Origin of the sequence: Bacillus sp. hwrm1, from assembly GCF_040207805.1 — a bacterium.
Lineage (GTDB): Bacteria > Bacillota > Bacilli > Bacillales > Bacillaceae > Bacillus > Bacillus velezensis.
The window spans coordinates 1,473,672-1,490,903 of sequence record NZ_CP157943.1 but is presented as its reverse complement, the minus strand read 5'-3'; the positions used below and the strand labels follow the sequence as shown (position 1 = coordinate 1,490,903).

The 17,232-nt window shown below is 46.2% G+C and carries 20 protein-coding genes and 1 riboswitch; of the genes, 7 read left to right on the top strand and 13 right to left on the bottom strand.

Annotated elements, in window-relative coordinates; genetic code table 11:
• Positions 1 to 6 precede the first annotated feature (6 nt).
• The 6 genes from spoIIIAB to ABK447_RS07760 all read right to left on the bottom strand — a co-directional run bounded on the left by spoIIIAB (position 7) and on the right by ABK447_RS07760 (position 4,249).
• Complete coding sequence (gene spoIIIAB / locus ABK447_RS07785; RefSeq protein WP_007408343.1) at positions 7 to 522, bottom strand: stage III sporulation protein SpoIIIAB; 516 nt, start codon at positions 520 to 522, stop codon at positions 7 to 9.
• Complete coding sequence (gene spoIIIAA, locus ABK447_RS07780) at positions 516 to 1,439, bottom strand: stage III sporulation protein AA (RefSeq protein ID WP_007408342.1); 924 nt, start codon at positions 1,437 to 1,439, stop codon at positions 516 to 518. Before spoIIIAA ends, spoIIIAB begins: the two co-directional genes overlap by 7 nt.
• A 77-nt stretch (positions 1,440 to 1,516) precedes the next feature.
• The gene (locus ABK447_RS07775) at positions 1,517 to 1,798 is read right to left on the bottom strand and encodes a YqhV family protein (protein ID WP_003153124.1); all 282 of its coding nucleotides are present in this window, start codon (positions 1,796 to 1,798) and stop codon (positions 1,517 to 1,519) included.
• 145 nt (positions 1,799 to 1,943) lie between these two features.
• Positions 1,944 to 2,501 (bottom strand): elongation factor P, encoded by a 558-nt coding sequence (gene efp / locus ABK447_RS07770; RefSeq protein ID WP_003153123.1) that lies wholly within the window; start codon positions 2,499 to 2,501, stop codon positions 1,944 to 1,946.
• Positions 2,502 to 2,525: 24 nt separating this feature from the next.
• Positions 2,526 to 3,587, bottom strand: a complete 1,062-nt coding sequence (locus tag ABK447_RS07765; RefSeq protein WP_003153122.1) for a Xaa-Pro peptidase family protein — start codon at positions 3,585 to 3,587, stop codon at positions 2,526 to 2,528.
• Between the two features lie 131 nt (positions 3,588 to 3,718).
• Complete coding sequence (locus ABK447_RS07760; RefSeq protein WP_003153121.1) at positions 3,719 to 4,249, bottom strand: YqhR family membrane protein; 531 nt, start codon at positions 4,247 to 4,249, stop codon at positions 3,719 to 3,721.
• 221 nt (positions 4,250 to 4,470) lie between these two features.
• Between ABK447_RS07760 and ABK447_RS07755 the strand changes: the two genes are divergently transcribed.
• Both ABK447_RS07755 and ABK447_RS07750 read left to right on the top strand, forming a co-directional pair.
• Positions 4,471 to 5,427, top strand: coding sequence for a DUF1385 domain-containing protein (locus ABK447_RS07755; protein WP_007408341.1), 957 nt, complete (start codon positions 4,471 to 4,473; stop codon positions 5,425 to 5,427).
• A 34-nt stretch (positions 5,428 to 5,461) separates the two neighbouring features.
• Positions 5,462 to 5,857: an SA1362 family protein gene (locus ABK447_RS07750; protein ID WP_007408340.1), complete on the top strand. Its 396-nt coding sequence runs from the start codon at positions 5,462 to 5,464 to the stop codon at positions 5,855 to 5,857.
• On the opposite strand, the gene ABK447_RS07745 is transcribed toward ABK447_RS07750, so the two are convergent.
• The 3 genes from ABK447_RS07745 to ABK447_RS07735 form a co-directional block, all read right to left on the bottom strand.
• Positions 5,854 to 6,729: a patatin-like phospholipase family protein gene (locus tag ABK447_RS07745; protein WP_094031830.1), complete on the bottom strand. Its 876-nt coding sequence runs from the start codon at positions 6,727 to 6,729 to the stop codon at positions 5,854 to 5,856. The two genes, ABK447_RS07750 and ABK447_RS07745, sit on opposite strands and share 4 nt — an antisense overlap.
• 114 nt (positions 6,730 to 6,843) lie before the next feature.
• A complete protein-coding gene (gene mntR, locus ABK447_RS07740) occupies positions 6,844 to 7,272 on the bottom strand; it encodes a transcriptional regulator MntR (RefSeq protein ID WP_007408338.1) in 429 nt (142 codons plus the stop codon).
• 99 nt (positions 7,273 to 7,371) lie between these two features.
• Positions 7,372 to 8,208 carry a biotin/lipoate A/B protein ligase family protein gene (locus ABK447_RS07735; RefSeq protein WP_094031831.1) on the bottom strand — a complete coding sequence of 279 codons (837 nt, stop codon included), beginning with the start codon at positions 8,206 to 8,208 and terminating at the stop codon, positions 7,372 to 7,374.
• A 193-nt stretch (positions 8,209 to 8,401) separates the two neighbouring features.
• On the opposite strand from ABK447_RS07735, the gene ABK447_RS07730 reads away from it, so the two are divergent.
• Positions 8,402 to 8,782 (top strand): rhodanese-like domain-containing protein, encoded by a 381-nt coding sequence (locus tag ABK447_RS07730; protein ID WP_007408335.1) that lies wholly within the window; start codon positions 8,402 to 8,404, stop codon positions 8,780 to 8,782.
• 52 nt (positions 8,783 to 8,834) lie between these two features.
• Here ABK447_RS07730 and gcvPB read toward each other — a convergent pair whose 3' ends face one another.
• From gcvPB to gcvT, 3 genes are read right to left on the bottom strand one after another with little or no spacing between them, the layout of a single operon-like run.
• Positions 8,835 to 10,310, bottom strand: coding sequence for an aminomethyl-transferring glycine dehydrogenase subunit GcvPB (gcvPB, locus tag ABK447_RS07725; RefSeq protein ID WP_094031832.1), 1,476 nt, complete (start codon positions 10,308 to 10,310; stop codon positions 8,835 to 8,837).
• Positions 10,303 to 11,649, bottom strand: coding sequence for an aminomethyl-transferring glycine dehydrogenase subunit GcvPA (gene gcvPA / locus ABK447_RS07720; RefSeq protein ID WP_059368121.1), 1,347 nt, complete (start codon positions 11,647 to 11,649; stop codon positions 10,303 to 10,305). The genes gcvPB and gcvPA overlap by 8 nt, the downstream gene beginning before the upstream one ends.
• A 14-nt stretch (positions 11,650 to 11,663) precedes the next feature.
• Complete coding sequence (gene gcvT / locus ABK447_RS07715) at positions 11,664 to 12,764, bottom strand: glycine cleavage system aminomethyltransferase GcvT (RefSeq protein ID WP_032866432.1); 1,101 nt, start codon at positions 12,762 to 12,764, stop codon at positions 11,664 to 11,666.
• Between the two features lie 178 nt (positions 12,765 to 12,942).
• Positions 12,943 to 13,043: riboswitch (glycine riboswitch) on the bottom strand.
• 144 nt (positions 13,044 to 13,187) lie between these two features.
• Here gcvT and ABK447_RS07710 point away from each other — a divergent pair.
• The 4 genes from ABK447_RS07710 (at position 13,188) to sinR (ending at position 16,393) form a co-directional block, all read left to right on the top strand.
• Positions 13,188 to 14,858 (top strand): DEAD/DEAH box helicase, encoded by a 1,671-nt coding sequence (locus tag ABK447_RS07710; protein ID WP_124934996.1) that lies wholly within the window; start codon positions 13,188 to 13,190, stop codon positions 14,856 to 14,858.
• Between the two features lie 21 nt (positions 14,859 to 14,879).
• Positions 14,880 to 15,674, top strand: coding sequence for a YqhG family protein (locus ABK447_RS07705; RefSeq protein WP_076424968.1), 795 nt, complete (start codon positions 14,880 to 14,882; stop codon positions 15,672 to 15,674).
• A gap of 176 nt (positions 15,675 to 15,850) precedes the next feature.
• Entirely contained in the window at positions 15,851 to 16,024 is a 174-nt protein-coding gene (gene sinI / locus ABK447_RS07700; protein ID WP_003153105.1) for an anti-repressor SinI, read from the top strand.
• Positions 16,025 to 16,057: 33 nt separating this feature from the next.
• On the top strand, positions 16,058 to 16,393 hold the full coding sequence (gene sinR, locus ABK447_RS07695) for a transcriptional regulator SinR (RefSeq protein WP_003153104.1): 336 nt from the start codon (positions 16,058 to 16,060) through the stop codon (positions 16,391 to 16,393).
• A gap of 47 nt (positions 16,394 to 16,440) precedes the next feature.
• Here sinR and tasA read toward each other — a convergent pair whose 3' ends face one another.
• Positions 16,441 to 17,226, bottom strand: a complete 786-nt coding sequence (tasA, locus tag ABK447_RS07690; protein WP_007408329.1) for a biofilm matrix protein TasA — start codon at positions 17,224 to 17,226, stop codon at positions 16,441 to 16,443.
• Between the last annotated feature and the right edge of the window lie 6 nt (positions 17,227 to 17,232).

Here is a 17,232-nt window from a genome sequence, read left to right as displayed (position 1 = left end):
TCATGTTTACATCAATAGAAGAATGAGTAACAGTCCGGCTAAAAATCCTAAGCTTTTCACCATTTTTTCATTTTTCGCCTGCGCCCGTCCGGCATCCGCTTCCGCCGCTTCCAAATGTGTAAGCGCAAGCTTGATATGTTTCTGCTGTGAAACACGGTCATGGAGCCCGAGCGTCTCTCCAAATTGCTTCAGCACATCATATTCGCTTTTTTTCATCGCCATGGACGACCAATTATGTTTCAAGCTCTGTTCCCAAGCCGTTTTGGCGGAATCGCTTCCCTGCTCAAGCCTTCTGCTGAAAGCTTGAAACAATAACGATACAGGTTTGGAAAGCTGTGCGGCAATTTGTCCCGAGGCGGTATGCAGCGGTGTATGTCCGAACATGATTTCCGCTTCAAGCGATTGGAGCGCCGCGCGCAGCTGACGGATCTGCCTCGGCCTTTCTATATACATTTTGGCGATCTCAAATCCGGTCCAAGTCGTCGCTGTCAGAATAAACACGGCACCCAAAAGCTTCAGCATGTCATCACGCTTTCAGCATGCGGAACAGGTTCCCCGTCCTTTCCGTACATCCTGCTGATCGTTCCCGGACCGCGGCGCCTTGACAGTTCAACATACCGGTCAAACACGTTTTCCTCCCAAAGCATTTTCAGCGACGGCCTCTTTACCAAGTCTTTCATATTCCACCCGTGCGCAGATACGATGACGGATACGCCCGCATGGAGCGCCTCCAGCAGCGCTTGTGAGTCTTCCATTCTCCCGATTTCATCCACAATTATGACATCAGGACTCATAGAGCGAATCATCATCATCAGCCCTTCCGCCTTCGGACAGGCATCAAGGACATCGATTCTGCGGCCGAAACTGTGCTGGGGAATGCCCCGCAGGCAGCCGGCAATTTCCGAACGTTCATCTACGATACCTGTCTTTTTTGCGGGAATGCGTTTTGATCCGGTGCTGGAAAGCCGGGCCAAATCACGAAGCAAGGTCGTTTTCCCCGTTTGCGGAGGACCGATGATCAGCGTATTCAGCCAGTTTTCTTTCCATAAGAAAGGAATGAGCGGTTCTGCGATTCCCAGCTTCTCCCGGGCGATTCGGATATTAAAAGAAGTAATATCCCGGAGTCCTTTGACGGCTCCGTTTTCGACGATGACTCTTCCGGCCAGCCCCACACGGTGGCCTCCTCTGATTGTGATATATCCTTTTTTCAGCTCTTCTTCCAGCGTGTACATACTGTAATTGCTGAGCCGGCTGAGGATCAGCTGTGCGTCGCCGGCCGTACAGACATATGACAAATACAAAGGTTGTCCTTTTTGGATCAGTTCAACCGGCCTGTCGACGCGGATTCTGATTTCTTCTGTATCCCGCCTCGCTTCTTCGGGCACGGCGGAGATGGCATCTCTCAATAATTCAGGGAGAACCTCTGTAATCTCATTCAATAGAGTCTCCTCCTTTTTTACCGATTGGCTTCTCTAAAATGTATGATCCGGGACAGACTTTATGACACCCCGGCCCTCTATTTATGCACACCGGCCAAAATCAGCACGACTCCCGCAAAAATCAATATTAATTTTGCATATGAGAGCTGTCCGGCAATCTGATAAATGCCGATCGTCATTGTGATGATAAAGATCAGCGGGCCGACGATTGCCAAAATACTATTCACCACAACCGCCTTTCTGATGTCGTTTGTCAAAAGCATGATAATAGCGGCCGATAATTCAATGAGCGAGGACAAAACTCGTAAACCGGCCATCGTTAAAACAGTAGAATTGATTGAACCGAACAAAAATTTCATTGCAATCCCCCAACTTCAAGCATTTTGTTACACTATATGCTCTAGCTGACGGAAGTAGTCTCACTATTTTCATATAGAAGAAAGATTCAGGCAGAACGCAAAAAAAGCCTGCCCCGTAAAAGGAGCAGACTCCGAATTTCTTTGACTACGCTCTTGACACGTAAGAGCCGTCTGATGTATTTACAACAAGCGTATCGCCTTCGTTCACGAAAAACGGTACGTTTACGACAAGACCTGTTTCCGTTTTGGCAGGTTTTGTGCCGCCTGACGCCGTGTCGCCTTTAATTCCCGGCTCTGTTTCAACAACTTTCAGTTCAACTGTGTTCGGCAGTTCAATACCGAGCGTTTCAGACTGATACATCATGATGTGCACAGACATATTTTCCAGAAGATATTTCAATTCTTCTTCGATTTGGTTTTCGTTCAATTCAAGCTGTTCATATGAGCTTGTATCCATGAACACGTGCTGATCGCCGTTGGCATAAAGATACTGCATCGTTTTTGTTTCGATTTGAGCTTTCGCGACTTTTTCACCTGCACGGAATGTTTTCTCCTGAATAGCGCCCGTGCGGAGGTTACGCAATTTAGAACGGACAAATGCCGCTCCTTTTCCCGGCTTTACGTGCTGGAAGTCAACGACGCGCCAAATGCCGCCGTCTACTTCAATCGTTAGTCCTGTACGAAAATCGTTAACTGAAATCATGTTTGATGTCCTCCTATATTCCGATCACAAAATAATTAATTCTTTAGGGGAATGCGTAATTGTCCGGTTGCCGTCCTCAGTGATGATGATATCATCTTCGATTCTTGCGCCCCCAACTTCCGGTATGTATATGCCCGGCTCAACCGTTACCGCCATGCCCGGCTCAAGAACGGCCGATGACCTGAAAGACAGCCCCGGTGATTCATGGACTTCCATTCCAAACCCGTGTCCTGTCGAATGGCCGAAATACTGTCCGTAGCCTTTTGCGGTGATGTGATCCCTCGTCAGGGCGTCCGCTTCTTTTCCCGTCATGCCGGGTTTAATATGCAGGACACCAAGCGCTTGGGCATCGTATACGACCTGATAAATCTCTTTCAGTTTATCACTTGGCTCTCCGACCGCGACGGTGCGTGTGATATCAGAACAATAGCCTTTATAATAAGCGCCGAAATCGAGCGTGACCAAGTCTCCCTTTTCAATCAATTTGCCGCTTGCCACTCCGTGGGGAAGGCTGGATCTGACTCCCGAGGCGACGATCATATCAAAGGAAGAGCCGTCTGCTCCTTGACGTCTCATATAAAATTCAAGCTCGTTTGCAACTGAAATCTCTGAGATGCCCGGTTTGATAAACGTCAGAATATGTTCAAACGCATCGTCCGCAATCTTCGCAGCTTCCTCTAATATCTTAATCTCTTCACTTGACTTAATCAAGCGCAACTTTTCAACGGAATCCGCGACGGGAACCATCTCCGCTTCCTGCAGCACCGCTTGGTAGGATGCATATGTTCCGTACGTCATGCTGTTTTGCTCGAAGCCGAGTTTTTTAATGCCGTACTCAAGAATCGTATCCGCAGCCGTTTGGATTAAGCTTCCGCCGTGCTCGATAATGTCAAAACCCTTCACTTGCGTCTTCGCCTGCTCGGTGTAACGGAAATCCGTGATAAATGCCGCACGTTCTTTCGATATGACCGCAAGGCCTGACGAACCCGTAAATCCCGTCATATACTGCAGATTGGCGGAGCTTGTCACCAACATTCCGTCTATATCCAGCTGACCGAAAAGATTTCGCAATTTCTCAAGTTTCATTCCCTTTCTCCTCCTCGCCGATTCTTGACTGCCGCCTGACAACGCGGGAGCATCCCCGCCCGGTTTTCAGCATAAAAAATGTTCACTTCTCGTGAACATTTTACCATACCGGACAGGGATTATACACTTATTCACTTGTTGCCGAGCGCCCTTGCAAGCTTGTCTGACGTAAGTTCATTGTAGTTGAAGGAAATTGAGTAGCCGACAAACAAACCGTACAGAATGTAAAGGCAAAGCGTCGTCACGATTGTATCTGATTTCAATTCAGTGACGGATTTCACATCTTCGAAAATCGGATTGAATAAGAAAAAAACCGCACACCATAAAATGACGCCGTACACCATCCCCGGCCACATGGTTTTAAAACGTTTCAGGCAGACGAAATAAATAAACGCCCCGGCAATTGAAATGAATCCGATGACAACGATGCTGACCATCGTGCCGAGCCATTGTTTTTTCCATTCTCCGATCATAAACGGCTGAAGAATCATGTTGGGGCTGATCTCTGAAAAATGAAAGACATACCCGAGATAGCCGATCAAACTCCAAAATACACCGCCGGCAAATCCGATACCGCAAATTCTGCCGGTAAATGAAACAGGCTGCTGATCATCATCCTGCTTCTTTTTTTCTTCCTGTTCTGAATGTTTTTCGCTTGTCATCATGGCACCTCCAGTCATAGACTGCCCCAAAATTGAAAAGTCATAAAAAACTGCGCCATATTTTCATTCAATGAGTAAAATCTAAAGAAACGGGGTATACTGCATGTAGAAAAAGCATTGATTTTCCGGCTGTCTAACTAGAGGTTTACCGCGGTTTCCTGTACAATAGAGTGAAAGGAAATGGTTAGTAAATCCTAAAAAAACAGGCAGGTTGATAAACAATGTCCAAACAAAAAACGCCCCCTGCTTACGGCGGGCAGGCTGTCGTTGAAGGGGTCATGTTCGGCGGCAGAAAAAATTATGTTACCGCCATCCGCAGGAATGACGGAAGCATTGATTTTTTCAAGCTTCCGAGAGTGCCGAACGCCAAGCTTTCGGCTTTAAAAAAGATTCCTTTTTTGCGGGGAATCGTCGCCATCATTGAGGCGAGCGCCAACGGCACAAAGCATTTAAACTTTTCCAGCGAACGTTACGGGCTTGACCCTCAAGATGACGCCAAGCTGGAGCAGGAAGATAAGAAGGGTTCGGGCTTATCGATGTTTTTCAGCCTGGCGGTGATCGGCGTTCTGTCGTTTTTGTTCAGCAAATTCGTTTTTACGCTCGTCCCGGTCTTCTTAGCGGAGCTTGTAAGGCCCGTATTTTCCTCAGACGCCGCGCAGATCGGAATCGAAAGTCTGTTTAAGCTTATTCTGCTTCTCGGCTACATTTATTTTTTATCAATGACGCCGTTAATTAAAAGAGTGTTTCAATATCATGGAGCCGAACATAAGGTCATAAACTGTTATGAACAGAATTTGCCAATTACAATAGAAAATGTTCAGAAGCAGTCACGGCTTCATTACCGTTGCGGTTCAAGCTTTATTTTATTTACGATCATTGTCGGCATGTTCATCTATTTACTCGTTCCGACAGATCCGCTTTGGGTGCGGATTTTAGACAGGATTGCGCTTATACCGGTCGTTCTCGGCATCTCCTTTGAAGTGCTCCAGCTGACGAACAGAGTGCGGAATATCCCCGTTTTGAAAGTGCTCGGTTATCCCGGCCTGTGGCTGCAGCTTTTAACGACAAAGGAACCGGCGGATGACCAGGTCGAGGTTGCCATAGAAAGCTTTAACGAGCTTCTCAGACTGGAAGACATTTCAGAACAGAGCGAAAAGCCGTCTCACAACGTAATCTGAACAGTTACCGTTATTATTTTGGAGGTGGGCAGTTATGAATCATCGTGTACAACCTTTTTTTGCTGTATTGATAGCGCTTGGCGCATTCGGTTTCATTTATGCAGCGGTAACCAACCCCGGGCAGATGATTTCAAGAGCGATCACCGTTATTATCGCAGGCATCATTATTTATTTTATCGTGAGGACGGTCCTGAACCGCCGCACCGGCCGTGACGGAACCGCTTTCAGAAAAGCGGCCAGACAATCGCGGCTCCGAATGAAGGAGCAAAAAGCGAAGCACCGCGCCGGACACAGAGGCCGGGTCAGCCATTTGCGGAGCGTGCCGAGCAGCAGCAGACCGAAGCCGATGATTCTTAAGAAAAAAAGCCAGACCCAGCTTACCGTCATAGAAGGCAAAAAGAATAAAAAGAAAAACAGAGCGCTTTTTTAATAGCTCCATTGCTTCAAAAATTGCTCTGTTCTGCTTTTTCCTAGCTCAATGAGAGCTAGTTTTTTTTGCGGTGTGAGATGAAACTCCGTCGCCATCACATGTTCCACCGGAATAAAAATAATATTCTGTTCGTACTTTGTCGCGATATGCCTGGCATCATGAGCGTCTTTCATCGTTTCAAACAAAGCCCCGAACAGCTCAAAAGCGTTGCGGATTGATTTTTTCGGGCGCTCTTTTTCGTTGGGCGAAAGCGAAATTCCGATGACCGGCCGTTTGCGTTCTTTTGAATACAGCCAAATCGGGAAATTGCTTAACACGCCGCCGTCAACGACCGTTGAGGTGCCTTTTTCGGTCTTCAGTTTTATCGGTTCAAAAAAATAAGGAATGCTGCAGCTCATTCTGACGGCTCTGGCAACCGGGAACATCTCCGGATTTAATCCATAGCGGGGAAGATCGTCAGGAAGCACGATCATCTTTCCGTTCGTCAGATCTGAAGCGATGAGACGGAGCGAGCCTTTTTTCAAATCGCCGAACGCGATGATGCCCTTCGCTTTTAATTTATCCGCAATCCACTTTTCCAGCATATCGCCTCTGTATAGTCCGAGGCGCCAATATATCGACACCCACCGCAGGATTTTCAGCGGGAGGAACGAGTATCTCTGATCAAGCAATTGCCTTCCGTCAACCTCATCTATGATGGAATGAACCTCTCTGCTCGTATAGCCCGCAGCGATAAATGCGGCAATAATCGCGCCGGCGCTTGTTCCGGCGAGCCTTTCAAAGCGAAAGCCCTTTTCTTCCAGCGCTTCATAAGCGCCGGCAAGCGCCACCCCTTTTATCCCCCCGCCCGAAAATACGCCGTCAATCTGCATAGCGCGCCCTCTCCCTTCCATCTCAAGGTGTATTATTATTTTAAGAAACGGCTGGGCGAAATAGACCAAAGAATGAAGACATTAAAAAAAGGGCGCCCCATTTCGGGCTGCCCTTTATTCACCGGGATTTTCGGTTTTTTTCTGTACGGATTTCAGTTCTTTTTTCCGGCTTTCGTCATCTTCAAAATACTGAACGAGGTCGCCGATGCGGTCAATGCTGTTCCAGCTCAGATGATGTTCGATTCCTTCAACATCATTGTAAATCTTCTCTTCATCAACACCAATGATTCTTAAAAACTGCTCAAGCAATTCGTGTCTGTATACGAGCCGTTTGCCGATCTTTTTGCCTTTTGACGTCAATACGAGCCCGCGATATTTTTCATAAATCAAATACTCGTCTTTATCTAGTTTTTGAACCATTTTCGTTACAGAGGAGGGGTGGACTGCCAAAGCTTCCGCGATATCAGAAACCCGTGCATATCCTTTTTCTTCTATCAGCATATAAATCTGTTCAATATAATCTTCCATACTTGGTGTTGTCATAAGTAACCCTCCCAAAAAGCACCTTAACTTTATAAACCATTACAAGTTTACACTAACGGTCATGAAAAAACAAGGATGCTTCCGGTCTGTCAAGCCTTATCAGCGCTTATAATTCCATTCATCAGCTGCGTATTTCGTCTCAGCCAGCTCATTGACAAATGCAAGCTCTTCAGACGTGAGTGTGTAAGGCTCAAGATGAATGTTCAGCCCTTCCTCAAAACCGGCTTTAAAAGCGATTCTGGCCTCATCCATCGTTACCCGTTTCGGCGCTAAGGCGTTGATGGCTACCGCTTTGTTTTTGAAATTCCGCTGCATGCGCTCACGGACTCTGTCGCTCGGATATAAAAACAGATCAAACAGCTTATCCTCATCAATGTCAAGCAGGATGGAACCGTGCTGAAGAATGACGCCTTTTTGGCGTGTCTGTGCGCTTCCGGCAACTTTCCGTCCTTCGACGACCAGTTCATACCACGAAGGCGCATCAAAGCAGACGGACGAGCGCGGATTTTTCAAGCTTTCTTTTTCTTTCTCCGTTCGCGGAATCGCAAAGCAGGCATCAAGTCCAAGGTTTCTGAATCCCTGCAGAATACCTTCTGAAATCACCCGGTACGCCTCTGTCACCGTGGCCGGCATTTCCGGGTGATCCTCTGAAACGATTACGCTGTATGTCAATTCTTTATCATGCAGAACACCCCGTCCGCCTGTCGGTCTTCTGACAAACCCGAGGCCGTGTTTATGTACTGCGTCAAAGTTAATTTCCTTCTTAATATTTTGAAAATACCCGACAGACAAAGTTGCCGGATTCCAGCCGTAAAAACGGATCACCGGAGGAATTTTTTTTTGGCTGTGCCAATATAAAAGCGCTTCATCCAGCGCCATGTTAAATGCCGGGCTTTCATTCCCTGAGTCAATAAACCGCCATGTTTCTTTTTCCATACACTGAACCCTTCTTTATCGTTTTAATAAAATCAGTTTAACAAACTGCCTTGAAAATGAAAAATATTTCGTTTCATTAAGGATGACAATCGCTTCATGCTTTACTATAATAGTATTTGTCCCAAAACGTCCGGTAAGCCTTGTTTTCAGGAAGCAGGGTTTTGATTTTATAAGTTAAAGGAGTAGAATCGCATTGTCTAATATGATTGCTTTAATTATTGTTGCGGCGTTTATCGTTTATATGATCGTGTCGTATTTTTACCAGCAGCGTTTAATGAAAACACTTACGGAAGAGGAATTCCGCGCGGGCTACAGAAAAGCGCAGCTGATTGACGTCCGTGAACCGAATGAATTTGAAGGCGGCCATATTCTCGGCGCGCGCAACATTCCGCTGTCACAGCTGAAACAGCGCAAAAGTGAAATCCGTCCTGATAAACCCGTTTATCTGTACTGCCAAAACAATGTCCGCAGCGGACGCGCGGCACAGACGCTCCGCAAACACGGCTGTAAAGATATTTACAACCTGAAAGGCGGATTTAAAAAATGGGGCGGAAAAATTAAAGCAAAAAACTAATCATAAAAAAGAGCTTCCGTATAAAACGGACAGCTCTTTTTTTTACACCGTGTCAGCGGATGCCGTCAAGTGTACGTTCGTATTTTAAAACGGGCTTTCTTGCCGCCTTGGTTTCATCCATTCTTTTGACAACTGTTGTATGCGGCGCTTCCTGAACGATTTCAGGCGATTCCTCCGCTTCCCGCGCAATTTGAATCATGGCATCTATAAACGCATCTAGCGTTTCCTTTGATTCCGTTTCCGTCGGTTCGATCATGATGCTTTCTTCAACATTGAGAGGAAAATACACAGTCGGCGGATGATAGCCGAAATCCAAAAGCCGTTTGGCAATATCAAGCGTTCGTACGCCGAGCTTTTTCTGCCTTCTTCCCGATAACACAAATTCATGCTTGCAATGACGGTCATACGGGAGATCAAAATAAGGCGCGAGTCTTCTCATCATATAATTTGCATTTAAAACCGCGTTTTCGGTCACAGTTTTTAAGCCGTCAGGCCCCATGGAACGGATATACGTGTAAGCTCTGACATTAATGCCGAAGTTGCCGTAATAAGGTTTTACACGCCCGATCGACTGCGGCCGGTCATAGTCAAAAGTCAAACGGCCCTCTTTTTTCGTAAGAACAGGTTTCGGCAGATACGGAATGAATTCTTTTTTCACTCCGACCGGACCTGAGCCCGGTCCTCCCCCTCCGTGCGGCCCGGTAAATGTTTTATGCAGATTAAGGTGAACGACGTCAAATCCCATATCTCCCGGTCTTGCTTTACTTAAAACGGCATTTAAATTCGCTCCGTCATAATAAAGCTTTCCGCCGGCCTGATGGACGATTTCAGCCATTTCCGTAATGTTTTCCTCAAATAACCCGAGGGTGTTCGGATTCGTCAGCATCAGCGCCGCTGTTTCTTCGTTTACCGCTCTTTTCAAATCTTCAATGTCAACCAGCCCGTGCTCATTTGACTTAACGGTAATCGTTTCAAAACCGGCGACCGTGGCGGATGCCGGATTCGTACCGTGGGCTGAATCAGGGACAATCACTTTCGTCCGTCCGAAGTCTCCCCGCGCTTCGTGGTAGGCGCGGATCATCATCAGGCCGGTCCATTCGCCGTGAGCGCCCGCCGCAGGCTGCAGCGTCACCTCGTCCATGCCCGTAATCTCCTCCAAGTGTCCGCTTAAATCGTATAAAAGCTCAAGCGCCCCCTGAACCGTGTCCTCGTCCTGAAGCGGATGAATGGCGGAAAAACCTGCGATCCGGGCAATTTTTTCATTTAATTTCGGATTGTATTTCATCGTACAGGAGCCGAGCGGATAAAAGCCTGAATCAACTCCGTGGTTCCTCTTAGAAAGAGCGGTATAATGCCGCATAATATCGAGCTCTGATACTTCCGGCAGCTTTGCGTCTTCATCGCGGATATAGTCACCGGGAAGAAGGCTTTCAAGCTCTGTTTCCGGCACATCAAGCTCCGGAAGGCTGTAACCGATACGCCCTTCGCGGGACATTTCAAAAATAAGCGCCTGATCTTGATTATTCATGTTGATCCCCCAATCCCGCAATAAGCGAATCGATCTCTTCTTTTGTTCTCAGCTCTGTGACGGCAATGAGCATATGCTGATTCAGTTCCGGATACGCAAGGCCTAAGTCATATCCGCCGATTATGCCGTCTTGCAGGAGCCGCCGGTTTGCTTCCTTGACGGGAAGATTCAGCCTGACGGCAAATTCATTAAATATCGGGCCGTCAAATGCTACGTGCAAGCCGGCTTTTTCCGCTTGGCGTCTCGCGTAATCAGCTTTCAATATATTTTGGCGGGCCATGTCTTTGACGCCGTTTTTTCCGAGCGCCGTCATCGCGGCTGAAGCCGCTAAAGCATTCAGCGCCTGATTTGAACAAATGTTAGACGTGGCTTTGTCTCTTCTGATATGCTGCTCGCGCGCCTGAAGAGTGAGAACAAAACCTCTTCGCCCGTTTTCATCCTCCGTTTGGCCGACAAGCCGGCCCGGAACCTTTCTCATCAGTTTTTTCGTTACTGCAAAATAGCCGCAGTGCGGGCCGCCGAACGCCGCAGGTATGCCGAAAGGCTGCGCGTCCCCGACGACGATATCAGCTCCATATGCCCCGGGCGGTGTCAAAATACCGAGCGCGAGCGGGTTTGAAGAAACAATCAGCTGGCTGTTTCCTTTATGTGCGAGCGGCTCAATGTCCTTTAACGGCTCGATTTGTCCGAAGAAGTTCGGATACTGGACGATCACGGCGGCCGTTTCATCACAAACGGCATGTTCCAATGCTTCAAGATCTGTGACGCCGTTTTTCGCGGGCACCTCTACAACCTCAATATATTGGCCCTTTGCGTATGTTTTCAAAACATCCCGCGATTCCGGATGAACGGCTGCGGAAATGACGATTTTTTTCTTTTTCGTATGTCCCGACGCAAGCATCGCCGCTTCCGCCAGCGCCGTTCCCCCATCGTACATAGAGGAGTTTGCGATATCCATTCCCGTTAATTCACAGATCATCGTTTGAAATTCAAAAATCGCCTGCAGCTCTCCTTGTGAGATTTCAGGCTGGTAAGGCGTATATGCCGTGTAAAACTCTGATCGGGATATCACATGATCGACGATAACCGGCTGGTAGTGATCGTACACTCCTGCGCCCAGAAAAGATGCATATGTAACAGCGTCTTTATTTTTCGCCGCAAGCTTCGTCAGCTCTCTCGTCAGCTCTGTTTCTGATTTTGCTTTTTTAATTTGGTAGTCTTTTTGAAACCGTACATTTTCCGGAATATCGGCAAACAGTTCATCAATTGTTTCTGCGCCGATGGCTTTCAGCATTTCTTTTTTATCCTGTTCTGTCGCGGGCAAATATCGATGCTTCATATGACTCTCCTTTTTCAGCTCTGTTTTGGACGTTTATAAAACGGTGTGCGGACAATCTTCGCTTTTACCGTTTTTTTACGGATTTCCACTTCTACTTCCGTTCCGACTTCACTGAATTCCGTTTTGATTAAGGCAAGGCCGATATTTTTCTTTAAAGTCGGAGATTGCGTGCCTGTCGTGATTTCACCGATCGGAACACCGTCTTTTTTCACGGCGTACCCGTGTCTCGGAATCCCTTTTTCAATCATCTCAAGTCCGACCAGCTTTCGCGGGGCTCCTTTTTCTTTCTGTTCGCGCAATACAGACTTCCCGAAAAAATCGGAATCTTTCTTGTGTTTCACGGCAAATCCGATTCCGGCTTCAATCGGTGTAATATCTTTCGTCAATTCCTGACCGTATAAAGCAAGCTTCGCTTCAAATCTCAGCGTATCACGGGCGCCGAGGCCGCACGGAACGAGGCCTTCATGCTCTCCCGCTGCAAGTATCTCCTTAAATAGATGAACCGCATCTTCATTGCGGCAATATAACTCAAATCCGTCTTCACCGGTATAGCCTGTTCTTGAAAGCAGGACTTGTCGTCCGGCAACGTCCGCCCCATCAATAAACGTAAACGGCTTTAAGGAGGACAAATCACATTCAGTCAGCTTCGTAAGAACCGACTGAGCATTCGGCCCCTGAACGGCAAGCAGTGAAATCCCGTCAGACTGATTCGTCAGCGTGACATCGCCTTCCGCATGTTCCGTCAGCCAAGCGATGTCTTTTTCAATATTAGACGCGTTAATCACGAGCAGATAGCAGCTCTCGCTTTTCTGATAGATCAGCAAGTCATCGACCGTACCGCCGTCAGGATAACACATGGCGGTATAAAGCGCGTTTCCCGGCTTTAAATCGGCAACGTCATTTGTCATCATTTTTTGCAGAAAAGACAGGGCGTCTTTACCGGATACTTCAACTTCTCCCATATGGGACACATCAAACAGGCCCGCTTTTGTGCGGACGGCTTCATGCTCCTCTTTAATAGAAGAAAATTGAACCGGCAGCTCCCATCCTCCAAAATCAATCGTTTTTCCGCCGTATTCTTTGTACACGTCATAAAGCGGTGTTCGTTTCAGCATCATCTTCCCCCTTCAGTCATTGGCGCATTGTAAAAACATATAAAAAAGGACAGAGAAACACCTCATGAAAATGAAGGTTTCTCTGTCCCGGCACCTGAAAGTTTACTTTATGAACATATCATAAAGACGTCCCCTTTGGTGGTCTGCTGCTTCTAAGTGCAGACACTCTCCAGAGTTGCGTCGAGCAAGAGTTCTTTTGCCTGAGAGATTCACTCCGCAGTTTGCTCCTTCGGCGCCCGGACGCCCATCTTTCGTCCGAGTCTCTCCCCTTGCTGTCATTCGCTCATATTTACCAATTTTATGGACATACTAAAGCAATATCTTTTAGTGAAATCATTACTTATATCCTACCACCCTCATTTACGTCCGGCAACAAAAATTATGATAAATCAGTTTTTTAAAAGAAAGGCGGTTTTGTTACATATGACAGCAGAGATCATATTTGATGCAAACTGGCCGGGAGAGTTTTCTGAGCGGCTGAAAACGGACGGTCCCTGGTCAAATTGGGAGATGTACAAACTGTCGGCTGAAGTCCAGCAGACCCTTGCCATTCCTGAATTTGAAGGGTTGAGGGCTCCTTTATACCTGCCCGATTTCACTCCGCTTCCCCATCAGCTTGAGGTCGCGCAGAAAGTCGTTGAAAAAATGAACGGCAAGGCGATTTTGGCTGATGAAGTGGGGCTCGGAAAAACGGTGGAAGCGGGCCTGATTTTAAAAGAATATATGATTCGCGGGCTGGCCAAAAAAATCCTGATTCTTGTGCCGGCATCACTCGTTTCCCAGTGGGTGAAAGAGCTTCAGGAGAAGTTTTTAATACCCGCTGTTGAACAGAAGAAAAGCTATGTGTGGGAACAGTGCGATATCGTCGTTTCTTCTATTGATACGGCCAAACGCTCGCCTCACAAAGACATTGTGCTTTCTATTCCGTATGATCTCGTCATTATTGACGAGGCGCACAAGCTCAAAAACAGCAAAACGAAAAATTATGAATTTGCGAGAAGTCTTGTGAAGAAATACTGCCTGCTTCTGACGGCGACGCCGATTCAAAACCGGATCGAAGAAATCTTCAATTTAGTGTCACTGTTAAAGCCCGGCCATTTAGGAAACGAAAGCGGATTTCAAGAAACCTTCAATCAGAAGGACGGGATTGACGCTCATGAGCATTTGAAAGAGCTCGTCAATAAGGTGATGATCCGCAACACGCGGAGCGACACCGGCCTTACATGGACGAAGCGCCACGTGGAAACAGTGCCGATCACCTTTTCACCGACGGAACAGGCGCTTTACGATGACATCGCCGCACTGAAAAACGGCACGGAAAAGCCCGCAAGCGCATTTTCCATTATGACGCTGCAAAGAGAATGCTGTTCAAGCAGGGAAGCCGTGTATATGACGCTCAAAAAAATGCTTGACCAAAAAGACAAACAAGCGCCCGCATTCGATGAACAGACGATCGCTGATTTAATGGACCGCATCAATCAAGTCACGCAAAACTCAAAAGCGATTCAAGTTGTTGACTTGATCCAAAAGATTAATGACAAAGTCATTATTTTTACTGAATACAGGGCGACACAGATTTACCTGCAATGGTTCCTTCAGCAGAACGGCATAAGCTCCGTTCCGTTCAGAGGCGGATTTAAACGCGGAAAAAAAGACTGGATGAAGGATCTCTTCCGCGGCAAAGTGCAGGTGCTGATCGCTACAGAAGCCGGAGGCGAAGGGATCAACCTGCAATTCTGCAACCATATTATCAATTATGACCTCCCGTGGAACCCGATGCGGCTTGAACAAAGAATCGGAAGGATTCACAGACTCGGTCAGGAAAGAGATGTCCATATCTACAATATGGCGACAAAACATACGGTTGAAGAGCATATCTTAAAACTTCTGTATGACAAAATTCATTTATTTGAAAATGTCGTCGGAGAATTAGATGACATCTTAACAAAAATCAAAGTGAGCAATTTTGAAGACCATTTGCATGATATTTTATGCCATTCGCTGACAGAGGAAGAAATGAGAATCAAAATGGACAATCTCACCTCTTTTCTGTCATACGGTACGGAAAAGCCCGCCAGAAAAAAAGGATCTTAATCTAAAAGGAGGAAGCGCGACATGAGACAGCAGGAGGTTCACGAATTTTTACTGCGCTTTTTTGAAGCGAACCACTGTCCGATTACAGAACAAGGGCCGGGTTTTATGACGGTTCAGTTGACGGTCGAGATGGACAAACAAATTATGAACCGCCCGTTTTATTGGCATTGGCGTGAAAAAACGGGCGGCGAACCGAACCCGATGAAGATTACGTTCATCACTGATAAAGAAACGGCTCCGGAGGATATGGACGGCGAATTTATTTACTTTGGAGCCCCGCGCCTCTTTCAAATCTTTCAAGCAGTTAAACAAAATGGGAGATTTACAAGAATATATGAGAAAATTGTATCAGCCGGAGCCAGAGTGCCGCTTCAGCCCTGGCTTGGATTAAATGTAGTGATTTCATACCAATCCGACATGAAAAAAGACAGACTTTTGTCTTTAGGCCTGCATCTTGTTTCTGGAACAATTATAGAGGGGTTTCAGCAGAAGCTTGCACCGCTTCCGCTGACCTCGCAAATATCAGACTATTGCTTTACCATATCGCCGATGATTAAGCCGGAAAGCGGAATTAAAAGAATGGAGCATTACTTAAAAGACGCTGCCGCCAAAGAGCCGTCAGACTGGGCTGACAGCGCGATCGCCAGATGGAAAAAGGACCTCAGGCTGCTCGATCAGTTTTATGAGCAGACAGAGGAAAAACCTGAGGAATACCATTTGGAAAAACAAGCGCTGAAAGCCTTATATCAGCCGAAAATTCACATTCAGATTGAAAACGGCGGTTTATTTTTCCTGCAAAGTAATTTTTCTGGATAAGCGTTATCCATTCGACACCTTTCCCGTTTTTTCTGGAAATTCTATATTATAATAAAAGTATATAGAAAAAATTTCTGGCGTTTCGCATGCGATGAATCACTTCCAGACATGTAAAGATAAGGTCATGGGCGGATTGGCTGAAATACATAAACAAGTATTTTAGGAGGAGAAAATGCATGAAAAATGCAAAAATGGAATTTTCGCAATTAGATAAGGAATGGGTTGAGCTGATATTAGAAGCCCAAAAAGCAAATATCAGCCTAGAAGAAATACGCAAATACCTGCTTTCGCATAAAAAGTCTTCTCAACATATCCAGGCAGCCAGAAGTCATACCGTAAATCCTTTCTGAATGTGCTATAATATCACAAGGAAGGTGATGACATTGATTGGCCAGCGTATTAAACAATACCGAAAAGAAAAAGGCTACTCACTATCAGAACTAGCTGAAAAAGCTGGGGTAGCGAAGTCTTATTTAAGCTCAATAGAACGAAATTTACAGACGAACCCCTCCATTCAATTTCTCGAAAAAGTCTCCGCTGTTCTGGACGTCTCGGTTCATACTTTACTTGATGAAAAACATGAAACCGAATACGATGGTCAATTAGATAGTGAATGGGAGAAATTAGTTCGCGATGCGATGACATCCGGGGTATCAAAAAAACAATTTCGTGAATTTTTAGATTATCAAAAATGGAGAAAAGCGCAAAAAGAGGAGTAGTGCCGCCATATGTGCACAACTCCTCTTTTAACTGTCCGACTTTCGGATTAGTTTTTATCCTCACTGTGAGCCTTTTCATTTTCCTTGACGTAACCGTCTTTATCCGTATGATCTTTCGTAATGGTCAAGCCGTTCCATTGCGTTGCTTCAAAAGAGAATTGAAGAGAAATCGCATTGCCTTGGAACTTGTTTTGCACACTTAATCCGTCCGCAGTTTTTGCGGTGTCATTTTTAAATTGGATTTCCATTCTCACCTGGTCATAATCAGCAGGCGTTTTCGGAACTCCGTCGTACTCAGGAGCTGTTTTGCCGTTAATGGTTGCTACATTGACTTTTCCGCTCTCACTCAGGAATTTCGGATCAATGTGCTTGCTGATCGCTTCGGCAGCTGCTTTATCCTGTTTTGTTGACATTAAGTATAAGTCTTTCAGGCTGGCCGCCTTCAAAATGATATTTTTAGGATAGCCGTTGCCCCCTTCTTTACCGACTGTCAGAACCGTAATTTCAAACTGACTGAGGAAATCCTCCGCAGATTCATTTCCTTTCTTTGCTCCTTTAAAGTCAGTAAAATTCAAAGCCATCAGCACTTCTTTAATAGCAAGTGAACCATTGTTTCTGAATTCAAAATCTTTCGTCAATTTATCACCTGGTTTTAAGTTTGACAAATTGACATTGGCTGATTGTTCTTTAGCCGATAAATCAAGTGTTCCTGACGCAAATGTAGCGTCTGTCGACTTCACATCATTAAATGCGGCCCATGTGCCTCCTCCTACTAATGCTAAACCGAGTGCGGCTGAGGCAACGCCCAAGCTTAATTTCTTTTTCATACCCATGTTTGT